At 64.5% G+C, this 16,784-nt stretch carries 17 protein-coding genes; 5 read left to right on the forward strand and 12 right to left on the reverse strand.

Annotation, left to right across the window (positions count from 1 at the left end):
* Window positions 1-16 precede the first annotated feature (16 nt).
* The 5 genes from MTR64_RS08315 to argH all read right to left on the reverse strand — a co-directional run bounded on the left by MTR64_RS08315 (window position 17) and on the right by argH (window position 4,043).
* Window positions 17-190, reverse strand: a complete 174-nt coding sequence (locus MTR64_RS08315) for a hypothetical protein (protein ID WP_243992718.1) — start codon at window positions 188-190, stop codon at window positions 17-19.
* Window positions 191-303: 113 nt separating this feature from the next.
* A complete protein-coding gene (locus MTR64_RS08320; RefSeq protein ID WP_243992721.1) occupies window positions 304-1,101 on the reverse strand; it encodes a precorrin-2 dehydrogenase/sirohydrochlorin ferrochelatase family protein in 798 nt (265 codons plus the stop codon).
* Window positions 1,102-1,124: 23 nt separating this feature from the next.
* Complete coding sequence (gene lysA / locus MTR64_RS08325) at window positions 1,125-2,384, reverse strand: diaminopimelate decarboxylase (protein WP_243992723.1); 1,260 nt, start codon at window positions 2,382-2,384, stop codon at window positions 1,125-1,127.
* Between the two features lie 10 nt (window positions 2,385-2,394).
* The gene (locus tag MTR64_RS08330) at window positions 2,395-2,664 is read right to left on the reverse strand and encodes a hypothetical protein (protein WP_243992725.1); all 270 of its coding nucleotides are present in this window, start codon (window positions 2,662-2,664) and stop codon (window positions 2,395-2,397) included.
* 5 nt (window positions 2,665-2,669) lie between these two features.
* Entirely contained in the window at window positions 2,670-4,043 is a 1,374-nt protein-coding gene (gene argH / locus MTR64_RS08335; protein WP_243992808.1) for an argininosuccinate lyase, read from the reverse strand.
* 19 nt (window positions 4,044-4,062) lie between these two features.
* Between argH and MTR64_RS08340 the strand changes: the two genes are divergently transcribed.
* Window positions 4,063-4,653, forward strand: coding sequence for a TlpA family protein disulfide reductase (locus MTR64_RS08340; RefSeq protein WP_243992727.1), 591 nt, complete (start codon window positions 4,063-4,065; stop codon window positions 4,651-4,653).
* Window positions 4,654-4,660: 7 nt separating this feature from the next.
* Here MTR64_RS08340 and MTR64_RS08345 read toward each other — a convergent pair whose 3' ends face one another.
* Entirely contained in the window at window positions 4,661-5,797 is a 1,137-nt protein-coding gene (locus MTR64_RS08345; protein ID WP_243992729.1) for a sulfotransferase family protein, read from the reverse strand.
* Window positions 5,798-5,902: 105 nt separating this feature from the next.
* Here MTR64_RS08345 and MTR64_RS08350 point away from each other — a divergent pair, with 105 nt between their 5' ends.
* Both MTR64_RS08350 and MTR64_RS08355 read left to right on the forward strand, forming a co-directional pair.
* Window positions 5,903-6,949 (forward strand): hypothetical protein, encoded by a 1,047-nt coding sequence (locus MTR64_RS08350; protein ID WP_243992731.1) that lies wholly within the window; start codon window positions 5,903-5,905, stop codon window positions 6,947-6,949.
* Between the two features lie 35 nt (window positions 6,950-6,984).
* On the forward strand, window positions 6,985-7,143 hold the full coding sequence (locus MTR64_RS08355; protein WP_243992733.1) for a hypothetical protein: 159 nt from the start codon (window positions 6,985-6,987) through the stop codon (window positions 7,141-7,143).
* An 82-nt stretch (window positions 7,144-7,225) separates the two neighbouring features.
* Here the strand turns inward: MTR64_RS08355 and MTR64_RS08360 are convergent, their stop codons facing one another.
* The 6 genes from MTR64_RS08360 to MTR64_RS08385 form a co-directional block, all read right to left on the reverse strand.
* Window positions 7,226-8,143 carry a glyoxalase gene (locus MTR64_RS08360; RefSeq protein ID WP_243992735.1) on the reverse strand — a complete coding sequence of 306 codons (918 nt, stop codon included), beginning with the start codon at window positions 8,141-8,143 and terminating at the stop codon, window positions 7,226-7,228.
* Between the two features lie 119 nt (window positions 8,144-8,262).
* Window positions 8,263-9,621 (reverse strand): aromatic ring-hydroxylating oxygenase subunit alpha, encoded by a 1,359-nt coding sequence (locus tag MTR64_RS08365; RefSeq protein WP_243992737.1) that lies wholly within the window; start codon window positions 9,619-9,621, stop codon window positions 8,263-8,265.
* 98 nt (window positions 9,622-9,719) lie between these two features.
* Complete coding sequence (locus tag MTR64_RS08370) at window positions 9,720-10,958, reverse strand: MFS transporter (RefSeq protein ID WP_243992739.1); 1,239 nt, start codon at window positions 10,956-10,958, stop codon at window positions 9,720-9,722.
* Between the two features lie 5 nt (window positions 10,959-10,963).
* Complete coding sequence (locus MTR64_RS08375) at window positions 10,964-11,377, reverse strand: EthD domain-containing protein (RefSeq protein WP_243992742.1); 414 nt, start codon at window positions 11,375-11,377, stop codon at window positions 10,964-10,966.
* A gap of 32 nt (window positions 11,378-11,409) precedes the next feature.
* Complete coding sequence (locus MTR64_RS08380; RefSeq protein ID WP_243992743.1) at window positions 11,410-12,018, reverse strand: MSMEG_1061 family FMN-dependent PPOX-type flavoprotein; 609 nt, start codon at window positions 12,016-12,018, stop codon at window positions 11,410-11,412.
* A gap of 10 nt (window positions 12,019-12,028) precedes the next feature.
* Window positions 12,029-13,624 (reverse strand): gluconolaconase, encoded by a 1,596-nt coding sequence (locus MTR64_RS08385; protein WP_243992745.1) that lies wholly within the window; start codon window positions 13,622-13,624, stop codon window positions 12,029-12,031.
* A gap of 273 nt (window positions 13,625-13,897) precedes the next feature.
* On the opposite strand from MTR64_RS08385, the gene MTR64_RS08390 reads away from it, so the two are divergent.
* Together MTR64_RS08390 and MTR64_RS08395 are read left to right on the forward strand one after the other, a co-directional pair.
* Window positions 13,898-14,824, forward strand: coding sequence for an SDR family NAD(P)-dependent oxidoreductase (locus MTR64_RS08390; RefSeq protein ID WP_243992746.1), 927 nt, complete (start codon window positions 13,898-13,900; stop codon window positions 14,822-14,824).
* A 101-nt stretch (window positions 14,825-14,925) separates the two neighbouring features.
* Window positions 14,926-16,755: a flavin-containing monooxygenase gene (locus tag MTR64_RS08395; RefSeq protein ID WP_243992747.1), complete on the forward strand. Its 1,830-nt coding sequence runs from the start codon at window positions 14,926-14,928 to the stop codon at window positions 16,753-16,755.
* Window positions 16,756-16,784: the final 29 nt, after the last annotated feature.

Genomic DNA, 16,784 nt, shown 5'->3' on the forward strand with positions numbered 1-16,784 from the left:
AGGCATCAGCGCATCGTCAATCGAGCAAAGCGAATGGAAACAGGCACGGCATCAGTACGGCGTGATTGTCGTCTTCCGCATCGAAACGCGGCCCGTCGGCCCGGCATCCGAAAACGCCTGTAAGAACATTGAGGTCAGGCAACGCCTCCGGCTCAATCCTGCGCAGCCCGGCCTGCTCCAATTCGGCCATGTTCATTTCCACCCCCGAAATCCAGAATGGACTTCACATGAAAGTAAATATGCCGGATTCCATCGCCGAAAATTAATTAATTTATTGTAACAACTTAATAAAGGGTCAAGCTGTCAACGGGCCGCTGAAGGCGCACGAACTATAACTGTCAGCCCACTTGCGAACGAGACGCCGTCATTCTTGCCAAGAACCGCGCGCTGCGCATCGGCCCGGGCGCGATCGAGAATACGCGAAGAAACGCCGCGCTCGAAAGCAATGACATCCGCAGAACCGAGCAACCGCGCCTCCTTCAGCGTCAGGTCTTCGGGATCATCGCTGCGCAAGGCAATTTCCACTGTGCCGCCCTGTTCCAGCGGCGCCGCAGAGAGCCAGACCTCGACACGCCCGGCGCTGACATCAGACAGCACATCAAGCGCACCACCTTCGCCCAGAGCCGCATCCAGCGCCCGCCGACGGTCTCCTGCATCGGGGAAGCGCGCCCTCAGGGCTCCCCGCGCCTTGCCCAGCGCCGAGGCCAGCGCTCCCAGCGATTGCGGCAGGATCTGCTCCAGTCGCAGCCGCACCTGCTTGGCCAGGCCCGCCGAGGCGCCACCCGTGCCAATGGCAACAAGAACCGGCGACCGGTCGAGAATGGATGGCACGGTGAAATCACACAGTGCCGGCCGGTCGGTGGCATTGACGAGCAGCCCGGCACACCGCGCCCGGATCGCATCGGCTTCTGCGGCGGTGTCATCCTCATAGGCGATGAAGGCCAGTCGCGCGCCCTTGTCGATGCCTTCCTGCAAATCGTCGATGACCAGACCGCCCGCGCGCTCGACCAGCCTCCGCTTGGCTTCGGCCGCCTCACCCATGCCCAGCACTACCACCGGCTGTCCGTCGATGCGGTGGAACAGGGGAAGCGTCTCGATCATGGCTTCAGGCTAGCACCCCTGCTTCAATCCAGCCACTCCGGCACTTGCTCGGCAGCGAGAATCGTGGCGGGATCGATGCGGTTGGCGACCAGCGACCACTTGTCGCCATCGACCATGACCTCAGGCACCAGCGCGCGTGAATTGTAGGTGTTGGCCATCGTAGCACCGTAAGCCCCCGCGGTGCGGAACACACCGAGGTCGCCCTTCTTCACCACGTCAATTTCGCGCGCCATGGCGAAAGTGTCCGAGCTTTCGCAGATCGGGCCGACAATGTTGGCGGTCATCGTCTCGCCACTGGGCTTCACCGCCATGAAGTCGTGCCAGGCATCGTACATTGCGGGACGCGCAAGATCGTTCATCGCCGCATCGACCACCACCCAGGGATGGTTCGCTCCCTGCTTCACGCGCACCACTTCGGTCACGAGGACGCCCGAGTTGCCGGTGATCACGCGGCCCGGCTCGAACATGAGCGTCGCGCCCCAGCCTCCGGCCACTTCCGCGACCATCGCGCCATAGTCAGCCGGCGTGGGAAGCTGATCGCCAGCCTTGTACGGCACGCCGAGACCGCCGCCGAGATCCATGTGGGTAACGGAGAGGCCCTGCCCGCGCAGCGCCTTCATCAGTTCGCCCATCTTCAGGAAGGCCTGCCGCGAAGGCTCCAGATCGCTGATCTGGCTGCCGATGTGGACGGCCAGGCCCCGCATCTCGAGGCCCGGCAGCGCGGAAAGCCGCGCATAGATTTCAGCAGCAAGGTCATAGGGCACGCCGAACTTGTTCTCGGACTTTCCGGTCGAGATCTTGGCATGGGTCTTGGCATCGACATCGGGATTGACGCGCAGCGCGCAGGAAGCGGTCTTGCCGAGGCTCGCCGCGATCTCCGCAAGTTCGATGCCCTCTTCCTCGCTTTCGAGGTTGAACTGGCCGATCCCCGCCTTCACCGCTGCCGTCAGTTCCGCATGGGTCTTGCCCACGCCCGAGAACACGACGTCCTCTGCCTTCATCCCGGCGGCCAGCGCGCGGTTCATCTCGCCTTCGGAGACGACGTCGGCGCCATAGCCTTCCCTGGCGAGCAACCGCAGCACGGCAAGGTTCGGATTCGACTTCACGGCGAAAGCAATATGAACGCTGGGCAGCGCCGACAGCGCCTCCCGGAACACACGGGCGTGCCGGGTAAGCGTGGCGCGCGAATAGACATAGACGGGCGTGCCGGTTTCGCGGGAGATCGCGGCCAGCGGCACATCCTCGGCGTGAAGTTCGCCGTTCTTCAGTTCGAAATGGTCCATGGGGGTCCTGTCAGGGCTTGGCCGTTTCTTCGGGCTGCGGCGCTTCGGGCGGCGGCAGGTCGAAGGGGTCATCGTCACGCTCTTCCGAGCGGGTGCGCAGCTCGACGCTGCGCTCCGGGATGGCAATCGTGGGCGGCTCGAGCAGTTCAGCCGCATCGGGCTTCTGCTCTCGGCCATAAGGCGCGGGCGGCAGCTGCTGGCCCGGTTTCAGCCCCAGCCCGGACCGCTGCCCGCACGCTGCCAGCAAGGCGATCAGGATCAGGGCGGAAACCTTGCGCATGTCTATCACTCCAGACCGAGCGCCACGCGCGCTTCGGCCACGCGCAGGCGCACCTGATCAGGCGCGGTGCCGCCGTGGCTCTTGCGGGCGGCGACCGACGCCTCGACCGAGAGCGCCTTGAATACGCGCTCGTCGATGCGGCTGTCGATGGCCTTGAGATCCTCGAGCGGCAACTGATCGAGCGCCACGCTCCGGCCCTCGGCCAGCTTAACGGCCGCGCCGGTAATGTGGTGCGCCTCGCGGAACGGAATGTCTCCCTCCCGCACCAGCCAGTCGGCCAGATCGGTAGCCGTGGCAAAGCCCAGTTCGGCGGCGCCGCGCATGCGGTCGGTGCGGAACTTCGTGTCCGCGACCATGCCCGTCATCGCCGCGATCGACAGCGCCAGCAGTCCGGCAGCCTCGAACACCGGCGGCTTGTCGTCCTGCATGTCCTTCGAATAGGCGAGCGGCAGGCCCTTCATCGTCATCATCAGGCTCATCAGGCAGCCCGAGATACGCCCGGAATGGCCGCGCACCAGCTCGGCGGCATCGGGGTTCTTCTTCTGCGGCATGATCGAGCTGCCGGTGGAAAGCGCATCGGGCAGCGTCACAAAGCCGAAAGGCTGGCTGGCCCAGATGATGAACTCCTCGGCGAGGCGCGAAAGGTGTAGCGAGCACTGCGAGGCGGCCATCAGGTAGTCGAGCGCGAAATCGCGGTCAGACACCGAATCGAGGCTGTTGGCAGTCGGTCCGTCGAAGCCCAAAGCCTGCGCGGTCATCTCGCGGTCGATCGGGAAGCCCGTGCCCGCCAGCGCCGCCGAGCCCAGCGGCGACCTGTTCATGCGCTTCCGCGCGTCGGCGAAGCGGGAACGGTCCCGTGCGATCATCTCGTAATAGGCCATCAGGTGGTGGCCAAGCGTCACCGGCTGTGCCGTCTGCAGGTGGGTGAAGCCGGGCATGATGCTGTCGGCATGCTCGTCCGCACGAGTCACCAGCGCGATCTGCAGCGCGAGCAGTCCGGCATCGGCCTGATCCATGGCATCGCGCACCCAGAGGCGAAAATCGGTCGCCACCTGATCGTTACGCGAGCGCGCGGTGTGCAGGCGCCCGGCCGCCGGGCCGATCAGTTCGGCAAGGCGGGACTCGGTGGTCATGTGGATGTCTTCGAGGTCCCAGTCCTCGGGCACGCCGTTCGCCTCGTACTCGGCCGTGACCGCATCGAGTCCGTCGCGGATCGTCACCGCATCGGCATCCGAAACGATCCCGCAGGCGCCCAGCATCGCGACGTGCGCCTTGCTGGCCGCGATGTCCTGCCGCCACAGCGCCTTGTCGAAGGGAATCGAGGCGTTTATCTCGCGCATGATCGCCGACGGTCCTTCCGCGAACCGTCCGCCCCACATCTGGTTGGAGCCTCCCGCCTTGCTGTCTTCCAAATCGCTCAAGTCGCTTGTCCTGTGTTCGCTTGCCGGGGCCGTGACCCTGCTGGCCGGCGGCTGCGATAAGCAAACCGGCGGAGACACGCAACCGCAGGCTTCACAGGCCGCTCCCGAGAGCAACGAACTTGCGGTCGACAAGCTCGACCGTTCGCACAAGGGCGAGCCGATCCCCGACATCACGCTCGCCGACCCGACCGGCGAAAGCCTTGACCTCAGCTCGCTCAAGGGCAAGCCTCTGCTGATCAATCTCTGGGCCACATGGTGCGCCCCGTGCATCGCCGAAATGCCTACGCTCGACGCCCTGATCGGCCGCGAGGACGAACTCGGCGTACGCGTCCTGCCCATCTCGCAGGACATGGGGCAGGACGACAAGGTCGTCGAGATCCTGCGCCGCCGCAAGCTCGACCAGGTGGAGCCGTGGATCGACGAAAAGGGCGACCTTGGCTTCCAGTATGGCGGCAACCTGCCGGTGACCGTGCTGTTCGACAGCAAAGGCAAGGAAGTGTGGCGCTACACGGGCGGCAACGACTGGTCCTCGCCGGAGGCGCTGAAACTGATTGCCGAGGCGAAGTAGGCGCGGCTCAGGCCATGGCGAACCGCTCAAGGTAATCCGCGAAGGCATCGCGCACGGCGCATTCCGACAACCCGTATTCCTCGAGCGTATAGCGATGCTGCCCGAAGGCGCCGGGGGCATTGCGGGCATTATATGCCGCCAACCGGTCGCGCATTTCAGCCGTCAGATCCATGCCGAGATGAGCGTAGATGCGCTCAAACGTCTCCATTGGCCGTCGCGCCACATCCTCGTTCCAGACGTCGATGAAGCGGTCCTCGCCGATCTCGCGGCGCGCCGCCAGCCCGCGCCGCATCCCTTCCTGCCAGAACGACAGCAGCTTGCGGCCCGAAGCCGCCTTGTCGAGCGAGCCGGGCAGGCACCGTTCGGAATGCAGCATGAAGTGCAGGCTGGCGACTGAAGGGATCACCTTACACGGATCGCGATGCGTCATGATGAACCTGGCGTTCGGGTACTGTCGGACAATGGCATCCAGCTTGAACAGTTGCGGTGGTGATTTCAGCAGCCACCGATTAGGCGGCCGGCGCGACTGCAACATCTTGAGAACGCGGGCGTGAAAGGCATATGTGCTGGCGAAATCCTCCGCCATCCACCAGGCCACGTAGTCATCCGGCATCGGATAGGCGCCATGATAAGCATGCATGTCCAGCCCGGCGAGAAAGGCGAGATCCTCCTCCGGACCATCGGGATCGTAGAGATGCACGTGCGGCTTGTCGTAAGCACGGGCCGCTTCGCGCGCGGCGATGAGGCGCGGGTCGCGCTCCTCCTCTCCTGCGACCGGCGGCGGGAAAGGCGCTGCCCCCTCCCAGGGGCGCAGAAACCGGAAAGCCGGATCCAGCGCCAGCATTGCCACGGTCGCCGTTGTGCCTGTCCGCGGCAGGCCGACGACGAAAACGGGGCCTTCCATTCCGGCCCCGGCCGATTGCGGATTCAGGCCGTACCACTGCTCGATGTGGAGGCGCATACACAGGTCGCTGACGATCTTGTTCTCGATCGCTTTCCGGGCCTGCTCCGTCAGCGGCATGGCTGCAAAGGCGGCGAGCGACCGCTCAAGCCCGTCCTGCCAGCCGTCCGCGCCGAAGTCGGAACACCCTGCCTGCTCCACGGCACGCGCTATCGCCGTGCCGGCGTCCAAGGCTTTGCCCATGGCCTCTCCCAATCTGCTATTGCCTAAATAGTGAATTATTGATCTCATATGCGAATACAGGATGCAACAGCCGGACAACTGCCGGGCATGGCCAAGGAGAGGCACATGGCAGACATCGACCTGAGCGGCGGGCTCCCCCCTGAAGCGGACTTCATGCTGGAGACCCCGCCGCCACCGCCGTTCGACTGGGTAAGAGAGGGCACGTCGTACTGGCTGTTCGAGGAAAACGGTGCTTTCGGCATCCCGCGCAACGGTGTGGAGGCCGAACCGTCGAGCTGGAACAACCGCCGCTACCAGGCCAATTTCGCCTTTCCTGACGGACGCATCCTCCAGAGCGCTGGCATGGGTGCCATGCCTTCCGTCCTCGACGACAAGGGACGGCCTGCCGTGCTGGGCGGCGGTCCGCTGACCTACCGCTGTATCGAGCCTTTCCGGCGCTGGCTGGTCACGTTCGACGGAATGGCCGTGGATACCCACGCCGATGACCAGATCGCCGTCAATGTCGATCACAGCAGGCAGGTGCCGCTACGGTATGAGTTCGAGCTGGAAATGGTCGTGCCGCCCAACATTCAGGACATTTCCCCCAGCCGCTTCGCCACGTGGGGCAAGGGCCGCCAGCGGGACGCGGTTTCCATCGGACTGGGCTCACGGTTCGAACAGATGCTGCGCGGTGAAGGAGAGGTCGTAGCGGATGGCCAGTGCCTCGCAGGAAAGGTGAACGGCAGCAAGGTCAAACGCCGAAGCGTTCGCACGGACGGGCTGATGCTGCGCGGTCATTGCTGGCAAGCCGTCGTTTTCCCGGATGGCCGTGCTGCCGGATACGAGGCAAGGCCCGTGCACGACGATGGCCTTGAGCCGTGGAACGAAGGCTTCGTCTATCAGGACGGCAGGATGTACCCGGCCAGGGCAACGAAAATCCCCTGGCTGGAGACGATCGCCGCGCAGGGGCAGGACGTATCGTTCGAACTGGAATCGGAACTGGGCGTAACGCGGATCGAAGGCGCTACGGCGCTGTCGACTTTCCAGCTGAGCAAGGGCCACCTGCATGGACTGCGTCTTTCGCAGAGCGGCGCCCGCTACACGTGGGACGGCATGACGACATTCGGAATGATCGAGCGCTCGTCGCGGGAAAGGGCAGAGCGAGAAATTTAACGAAATATTGATGCCATGATCGTAAAGTCCCGGACATGGCAAGGAAGCTCATCCTTATCATGGCAGTGGTGACAGCCGCATTGGTGTACGAGGGCATAACCCCTCAGGTCATCAAGCAGGATATCAAGGCCTATTCCCGGCAGAGTGTCCGGGCCATGACCGGGATGAATGCGGATGGCAGCTGGGGCGCATAAAGGCCGATCGTTGATGCCGCGCCGCGATAACCGCCGTTGTACCTGCCTCTGAAGCCTGGCCCAGGCGGCCAGGGCTTATCCGCTACCCGCCCGCAACCTCACCCAGCTTCGACCCCACTTCGGGATACCCCCCGGGCGTCGTTTCGGTGAACCAGATCAGGCGCCCCTGCGCTTCACCGGGCGCGATGGCGAAACGGGCTGAAACATCACCGATCAGGGTCAGACCCTTGCCGCGCAGGTACGACGCCGCCGAAGCGGCATCCTTCACCTTGAAGACGAGGTGGTAGATACCCTTCACGTCGCGGGCATGATCTGCGACCGGTGAGCCTTCTGCACCTTCGAGCGCCTCCAGCACTGTGTCGCCCATGGCAAAGGCGGCGAGGTGCGCATCGCCTTCGCCTCTCGCAGCAATCTCCGGCCATTCCAGCTTTCCGGCGAACAATTCGCGCGCCTCTGCCAGCGAAGGGGCGCTGATGCCCACGGCCTGCAGGCCCTCGATCCCGAGCGGGTGTGCATCGCGCCACCTGGCGGGCGACCAGTCCGGGCGGATGCGCGGCTCGTTCGGCATGTCCTGCTTCACGATCTCCAGCCGCATTCCCATCACCTGCCCGCGCGGCACGAGGAAGTAGTGCTCCTCCATGCCCCGGTCGTAGTGGCGCTTGAACCCGCGAGAGGCGAACCAGTCGTCCGCCGCCTTCAGGTCGGTGGTCTTGAGCGCAAGCCCGATCCAACGCATCGGCGCGGCCGAGCGGCGCAGCATGTCGCCCAGCGGACTGCCCTCCTGCGCCCCACCTCCCGCCGGCGCGATGGGGATGATCATGGCATCGCCGATCATCATCAGACGTTCTTCGCGGTCGAAGCCGTAATGCTCGGTCTCAGGCGTGACCAGCATTTCGAAGACCGTCTCGGCCCCGAACACATCCTGGAAAAAAGCATCGCAGGCTGGACGCGCAGCGTTGTCGGCCAGCGCCCAGCTTATGTGGACGAGGGGGAATTGCATGACGGGGTCCTCTCGCTTTGTCCTGGCTTTCGGCCAGCCTCGCACGAAAGGAACGGCAATGCTCTACCCGTCCGCCAAGATCGTGAAGACGATCCCCCGCGGACAGGCAACCATACCTGTCAGTAGGTCTTGGGTGCGCCCGTCCCCATGAACTTCGCCAGATTGTAGTGCAGCGAGGCCACCGAGCGTTCCATGTAGGGGTTGGGCTGGGCGCCGCGGAAGCCGACGTTCTTCATGCCCTGCTGGACAGCAGCCATGTTGTCGAAGTCCTGCTGCAGCACCGGCGGCCATTCGTGGGGCTGGGTATATTCCCATTCGGTCTGCGGCGCCTCGCCTTCGGGCCAGAGCTCATAGACCGCCGCTTCGAAGATGCATTTGTCGGGATCGGTGCCGTAGGGCCGCGCCTGATAGCAAAGCATGTTGTTGACCGCGTGGCCGATCTGGAAGTTCGGGAAGATCTGCCAGGCCGTGCCCGCCTGCGCGGTGTGCTGCGGATCGACGGTGGGCCACACGACGCCGCGCTCGGCATCTTCCTTCTTCGCGGTGGTGATCCAGTAGGCCGAGACTTCGGCGGCAGGCGTGCCTTCGGGCAATTCGTCCTTCAGCCGGTTCGCCACGTCCACAAGCGTGCGCGTGGTGTTGGTATTGGCGTTTTCCCAGGTGAAGTTCTGCATTTCCGCCGTGGTCAGGCGCGGATCCTCACCGGCGCCGAGGCGCAACTTGCCCGAATCCTCTTCCTGCCCTTTGGGCGCGTCGTAGCCGATGTTGGAATGCAGGCCCTGATTGCGCGCCCAGCCGCGGAACTGGCCGAATTCCATGAATTCCGGGTGCGTGGTGGAAACGTGGTAGGTCTCGCAGAAGGCTTCCATCGCGACCTTCCAGTTGCATTCGAACACCACCCACTTGCGCCAGCGCGGGCGCATGTTCTGCAAGCCGTAGGGATCGAGCATCTTGGCGGCCGGATTGAGGTAGTCGGCCAGCGGCATGCAGTCGGGATCGAGGTTGATCCAGAGCCAGCCGCCCCAGCTATCGACGTTCACCTTGCCGAGGTCGGCGAGACCGCCGCACAGGTGCCCCTGCCAGTCTTCCTGATGCTCGACATAGGTGTTGGTGCCTTCGAGGTCGAAGGTCCAGCCGTGGTAGCCGCAGATGAAGTTCACGCGGCCGCCGCGCGCATTGCGCATGCCCTTGGGCGTATCGATCAGCTTGCGGCCGCGGTGCGGGCAGACATTGTGGAAGGCCCGGATCTCTGTGGTCGAGGATCGGACGATGATCACCGAATCATCCATGATGTCGTAGGTCACGTAGTTGCCCGGCTCGGGGATGTCCTCCATGCGGCCTGCCTGGAGCCAGACCTTGCGCCACAGCCTGTCGCGCTCGGCTCTGGCGTATTCGGGCGAAACGTAAGCCTCGGCGGGGACATTGACCGGCGCCACCAGTTCTTCCGGCGCCTGCACGATCTTGCCTATCTCACCCATGGTGTCCTCGTTATCTGCAAAGTGTTCCGATTTACGGCCACTATCCCATTATCGAGACAGACTCGCAAATCGCCCGTGCGGTTCCGGGGATTGGCGCATCAATGTGCGGCGAAGGCCTCATGCCGCCGTGGCAGCGTGCCGATGGCGAGGCTTGATCCGGTCATGAACGCCAGCGCCAGCCACAGGAAGCCTTCATAGCTGCCCGTGCGGTCAAAGATCTGCGCAGCGGCCAGCGGGCCGATCGCGGTGCCGATCGAGAGCGCGGCGAGCACGCCGCCGTAGAGGCCGCCAAAGTTCTTCAAGCCGAAATGGCGGGTAAGCAGATAGACGACGACATCGATCTCCGCCCCGAGTGTCAGTCCGATCAGCGCCGAGGCAACGATCATCGCCGCGAATGACGATCCGCCTAGCAGGAGCAGCAGGCAGCCCGCCACCGGCAGCATGAACACGGCGGCGCCCACCAGCGAGGCCGGGAGCCGGTCCAGCAGCACACCGGTACCGAGACGGCCCGCGAGCGAGAACCAGCCGACGAACGAGGCGATCGCCGCCGCTGTCAGCGGATCGGCCCCACGGTCGCCGAGTATCGCAGTGAAATGCACGACGATGGCGATGATCGTGAAAGTGAACAGCAGGCTGGCGATGAACAGGCGGTGATAGATCGTCGAGCGAAGCGCTTCACGAAGTGATGCGCCGGGCAGATCGGCGGCCGTCGCCTTGGCATCTGCCTCCGCCCCCTTCCGTCCACGATCATACCGTCCCCGGAAGAACAGAAAGATCAGCGGAAACGCCAGCAGCAGCCATGCCCCGGCATGGGCGGAAAAGGCCATGCGCCAGCCGAGCCGGGCGATGGCATAGGTGCCCATCAGCGGAAACACGCCCGCCGCGATCGAGGCGCCGCACAGGGTCACGGCAAAAGCCATACCGCGCGAAACGTGGAACAGCGAAGCCACCGCGCTGGTCCAGACCGAGGCCTGCACCGGCAGCGCCGCAAGCGCGATAAGGGCCCAGAGCAGATACCACTGCAAGAGCGATCCACTGGCCGTGCCGAGCAGGGCGAACGCCGCGCCCAGCAGCAGCAGTCCCGCCACGCCGAACCGGCGCGGCCCGAAGCGGTCGACCGCCAGCCCGATGAACACCCCGCCCACCGCCTGCACCAGCGTCGCGATAGTCAGGCCGAAAGTCACTTCGGTGCGGCTCCAGCCGAACTGTTCCGCCACCGGGCCGAAGTAGGGACCGATGCCGTAGATGTGGATCACACTGGTGGCATAGCCCAGCCCGGCCGCCACCGGCACCATGGCATGGGCGCGCCATTCTTCACGCGCGGTCGTTTTGGTCATATCCGTCAATCGCCGTAGCGCAGGTCCACGTGGGTGGCCTCGCCGTTAGGGCCCATCGGCGAATCGTATTCGATGCAGGTGACCACGGGATTGGCATGGCTGGCGAAGAGCTTCTCCTCATCGGCCATGGTCATCGGCTTACGCTCTGGCGAGGAGATGATCGCCTGGCTGCGCTCGAAATCCTCGCGGCTATTCCACCAGATTTCCATGATGCAGTCGTAGCCGGGATCATGCACTTCGCCGGTGATCGGATTCTTCTCGGGCACCAGATAGCGGCGGACATAGCGCACCGCGTTCGGAATGGCCGGCTGCGCGCCCATCTTCTTGGCCAGCTGCGAGTGCTGGTTCTCGTAGTAGTCCATGAACTCGTCCATGGTCATGTCTGGGCGCTTGCGGAAGAAGCAGATCTGCTTGAGCATGGCGGTTTCTCGTATCCTTTCGGCAGGCCTGATCAGTGCCAGAGGTCGGCGTTGCGCTCATCGGTAATGGCATCGAAAAGCGGTTCGATTTCGGGATTGTCCAGCGCCTCGGCATAGATCTTCCCGTATGAGATGCGCTGCGCCTGGCCCCATGTATCCGGCTCCCACAGTCCGGAACGCAGGGCGGCGCGGGCGCAGTGGAAGAACGCGCGCTCGACGGCGACGCGCATCACCAGCAGCGCGGGTTTGCTCTCTATCGTGAAGCGCGCGCACAGGTCCGCATCGTCATCGAGCTCCACCCGTCCGCTCACCCGCAGCATGTCTCCCGTGCCGGGGCGTAGGAAGATCAGGGCGATGCGGCCATTCGCGACGATATTGCGAAGGCCCATCTTCAGCTGGTTGCCGGGCCGTTCGGGTATCAGGAGAGTGCGCGGATCGACCATTTCAACGAAGCCCGGCCGGTCACCCTTGGGGCTGATCTCGATGCCCTCCGCACCCTCGGTGCCGAGCATGAGGAACGGACTTTGCGCGATGAAGGCGGCGCCTTGTGTGTCGATATGATCGAGCACCTTGGCAGCCGCACGCGGGCTGGGATCGGGAATCAGTTCGGCAAGGTGTTCCAGCGTGTCGACACGGGCCATGGCGGCCTCCTCAGTTGCGCTTCAGGGCAAGTACGCTCCCTTCGGCGTCGGCGGACAGGTATACGGTGCCGTCGGGCGCGGCGGCGATGCCGGTGAAGGTGTTCATCGGCCCGCACATGTCGCCCACGCCGCCGAGCTGGACGGGCTTCGCCCCGCCCGGACCGCCCAAGGGCAGACCGCTGGCCGCGACTTCGCGATTTCCGCCCGAAAGATCACTGACGACCACTTCGCCCGCGCCCGGATCGGCGACGTAGAGCCAGCCGCCGCCAATCGCGATGCCTTCGGGGCGTGACAGGCCGTCGATCACCGTTTCGGTGCGCCCGCCCGACAACTTGACCACCCGTCCGGCGCCACTTTCAGCCACATAAACGGTGCCGTCATCCGAAATGGCCACACCCACCGGACGATCGAGCCCGACGGCGAGTTCGGCGGAATCGCCGTTATCGGCAGAAAGCACCCTGCCTGTCGGGAATTCAGCGAAGACCACGCCTCCGCCCGGTGCCACCGCCACACCCATCACCCGATCGAAACCGCTCGCGATGTTCCGGGATTCGCAGGTTGCCGGATTCCAGTACGCGACATCGCCATTGGCCGTGGTGACCACCCATTCGTCGGTGCCCGCTGGCGCAACGCCGCGCACCCAGCCAGGGAAGCCGGGCGAGAACAACATGCCGATCAGCTGCAGCGGCTCTCCGGGATTGAGCAGGTAACAGAAACCGCCGTCGGCCACGAAGACATGGCCGTTGGGCCCGACGGCGAGTCCGATCGGCCACTGCAGACCCTTTTCGACCAGGGGTTTGGTCTGGCCCGGCGCGACGATCTCTGTGATCGAGCCGTTGATGTGCGAAACGAAGGTGCGGCCATTCACGAAGGCCACGTTGTCTAGGCCCGGCCCGATATCCGCCAGCACCGACTTCTCACCGGTGCGCGGATCGATCCTGAGCACCTGCCCCGAATAGACCTGGGTCGAGACGATGTAGCCGTCGGGATGGAACTTCACCGAGTCCGGCACGCCCAGTTCCTTCGCAACGACTTCGGGCTCGCCGCCGTCGACGCCGACGCGCCAGATCTCGTTGGCGCCCTGCGCGGGGAAATAGAGCTTTCCGTCGGGCCCGACTTCGAAGGCATTGACCATCGGCAGGCCCTCGACGATCACGCGCGGGGCGCCGCCGTTCCTGTCCAGCTCCATGATCCGCCCGCCCATGCGCAGCTCGCCCGCGATCACGCGGTCCTGATAGACGGTGATCGGGTTCGCGACCGGCATGTCGCCGTAGACGACCTTGTACTCGCCCGAAGGCGTCATCATCGAAACGCGCCCTTCAGTGATCTCCGTGCAGTAGAGATTGCCCGCGCTGTCGAACGCCAGGTCATCCGGTCCAACGATGCCGCCGCCCATGGGAGAGATCGTCTCGATCGCGCCCGTATCGACGTCCACCGCGCTGACCTTGCTGCCCGCAACCTGCGCCACATAGATGCGCCCGTCCGCGCCGGTGCGGATGCCGTTGGCGCCGTTGAGACGGCTGGCCGGAGTCATGCGGTGCAATGCCCAGCCCTCGGCGGCGTTCGCGGACAATCCACCCTGATTGCGGCCACTCGGTTCCAGCATGTATACATCCTTCTCCCACGGCGAAGCGCCGAGTCTTTGGCCCGAGCCTATCGCCGGGTCCCGGAAGGCGCAACGCACAGGCGCTTTCACGCGCGCCTCCGGCAAGGCCATCGCCACGGCGTATAACAAGCGTGGTTCTGCGGTTGCCAAGCAGGTGGCTGTCCGCATACCCGTTCAGCATTCCGATAGCCATTCGCCGCGACAGGCCAGGTCATGCAATTGCACGGTTTGGCTTTCTCCGAACCGGCAAAGAACCGAGAGGACGCCCCGCCCATGCCCGATACCGAATTGCGCTTCGACGGCCGCGTCGCCGTCATCACCGGGGCCGGGCGCGGCCTTGGCCGGTCCTATGCTCTGCTGCTCGCGTCACGCGGGTGCAAGGTCGTCGTCAACGACCTCGGCGGCGCCATTCGCGGTGACGAGCCGGATACAAGCGTGGCGCAGAGTGTCGTCGACGAGATCGTCGCAGCGGGGGGCGAAGCGATCGCCAACGCCGATTCCGTCGCCACGCCCGAAGGCGGCAAGGCGATCATCCAGGCCGCGCTCGACACCTGGGGCCGCATCGACGTGCTGATCCACAACGCGGGCAACGTGCGCTACGGCTCGATCCGCGACATCAGCTACGACGATTTCAAATCCGTGATCGACGTCCACCTGATGGGGGCCTTTCACGTGGTGCAGGCCGCGTTCGGGCCCATGTGCGACCAGAACTTCGGCCGCATCGTCCTCACCAGCTCGATTGGCGGCATCTACGGCAACAACCGTTGCGTGAACTACGGCATGTCGAAGTCGGCCATGATCGGCCTCAACAACGTCGCCGCGCTTGAAGGCGATGCGTTCAACGTCAAATCGAACGTGATCGTGCCCAGCGCCGTCACCCGCATGGCCGAAGGCATCGACATCTCGCAGTACCCGCCAATGGACCCCGAACTGGTCGCCCCGGTCGTCGCCTGGCTGGCGCACGAAGCCTGCACCGTCACCGGCGAGATGATCGCCTCGATTGCCGGGCGTGTGGCCCGCGTATTCCTCGCCGAAACGAAGGGCGTCTACCGTCCCTCGTGGACGATCGAGGATGTCGCCGCCGCCTGCCAAGGCTTCCACGACAAGGGGCCCGAGAATCCGCAGGTCCTCGACTTCGGCCTGCACGGCCACGTCGGCCACATCGGCTACAGTTTCGCCATGGCGAGCAAGGGCGATTAATGAACAACACTGTTGACAACTAAACGCACAAACTTACATCACACCACGTAACGGCGGCCGCTCCGGCACAGAGTCGCCCGTATGGAGAAGTGGGAACGGACATGACCTGCCAGAAGAACCTTATGCCTGCGCCCGGGGAACTCGACATCCCGGCGCTGAAGGCCAAGTATCTCGCCGAGCGCGACAAGCGCCTGCGCAAGGAAGGCGGCGAGCAATACGTGCGCCCGACCGACGACCTCTCCGACAATTACGCGCATGACCCCTTCACGCCCGTCGCCGAGCGCGCACCTGTAGTTGAAGACCTCGACGTCGCGATCCTTGGTGGAGGTTTCTCGGGTATTCTGGCAGGCCACCACCTGTGGAAGCAGGGCGTGAAGAACGTGCGCAACATAGACCATGCGGGCGGCTTCGGCGGCGTGTGGTACTGGAACCGCTACCCTGGGGTGCAGTGCGACAATGACGCCTACTGCTACCTCCCGCTGCTGGAAGAGATGGGCTGGATGCCCAGCAAGAAGTTCTCCGACGGCTGGGAGATCCAGGAATACTGCGACATGATGGCCGAGCGCTTCGAACTGAAGGACAAGGCGCTCTTCCATACCCTCGTCGAAAGCATCACCTGGGACGAAACAATCAAGCGCTGGCACGTGAAGACCAACCGCGGCGACGACCTGCGCGCGCGCTTCGTGGTCATGGCAGGCGGCGTGATGAACATGCCCAAGCTGCCCGGCATTCCCGGCATCCATGACTTCAAGGGCAAGATGTTCCACACCAGCCGCTGGGAGCACGACTACTCCGGCGGTTCGTGGAAGGCACCCGAACTCACCAGGCTGGCGGACAAGCGCGTTGCCATCGTCGGCACCGGCGCCACGGCGGTGCAGGCGATCCCCTACCTCGCGAAATACGCCAAGCAGCTCTATGTGCTCCAGCGCACGCCCTCGAACGTCGACGAGCGCCCCAACCCGCCAACCGATCCTGACTGGGCCGCCTCGCTCAAGCCCGGCTGGCAGCAGGAGCGCATGGCGAACTTCCACCGCGGCGCACAGATGATGTTCCTGCCCGGCGAGCCCGACCTGATCTGCGACATCTGGACCGAGATCAGCCGCAACCTCGAGATGGAACTGGCCGAGGACGGCCATCCCCAGCTCAGCCTCGAAGACCTGATGGCCCGTCGCGACGTGATCGACTTCCAGGTGATGGAGCGCCTGCGCCGCCGCGTCGATGCAATCGTCGAGGACAAGGACACCGCCGAGATCCTGAAGCCCTGGTTCCGCTTCATGTGCAAGCGGCCGCTCTCGAACAACGAGTATTACGCCGCATTCAACCAGCCCAACGTCAAGCTGATCGACGTCTCGCCCACGCAGGGCGTCGAGCGGATGACCGAAACCGGCTTCGTGGCAGATGGCGTCGAATACGAAGTCGACCTCATGGTATTCGCTTCGGGCTTCGAGGTGACTTCCGAACTCAAGCGCCGCTGGGGCATCGACACGGTCGAGGGCCAGGACGGCCTGTCGATCTACGACCATTGGGAAAACGGCCCGAGCACCTTCCACGGTGTCACCACCGACCAGTTCCCCGGCATGTTCTACATGGGCTATATCCAGGGTGCCACCAACTCGAGCACGACCGAGCAGTTCGGCCGGCAGGCCGAGCACATCGCCTTCATGATCGGCGAGACCGTCCGGCGCGGCGCCAGCACGTTCACCGCGACGAAGCAGGGCGTCGAGGGCTACGTGCAGCACTGCCGCGAGAACGAGGTCGACATGTCCGCGTTCCAGAACGAGTGCACCCCCAGCTACTTCAACAACGAAGGCGAGAAGAACCCCAAGTGGGCGCTGTTCAAGGGCTACGTGGCTGGCTGGGACGCCTTCCGCGACATGCTCGCTGACTGGCGCAAGAACCCCGAACTGCCGGGCGTCGCCTTCGAGAACTGAGGACGATGAGGCGGGGAAGGGCGCCCCTT

This window comes from Novosphingobium album (ex Hu et al. 2023) (assembly GCF_022832385.1).
GTDB lineage: Bacteria > Pseudomonadota > Alphaproteobacteria > Sphingomonadales > Sphingomonadaceae > Novosphingobium > Novosphingobium album.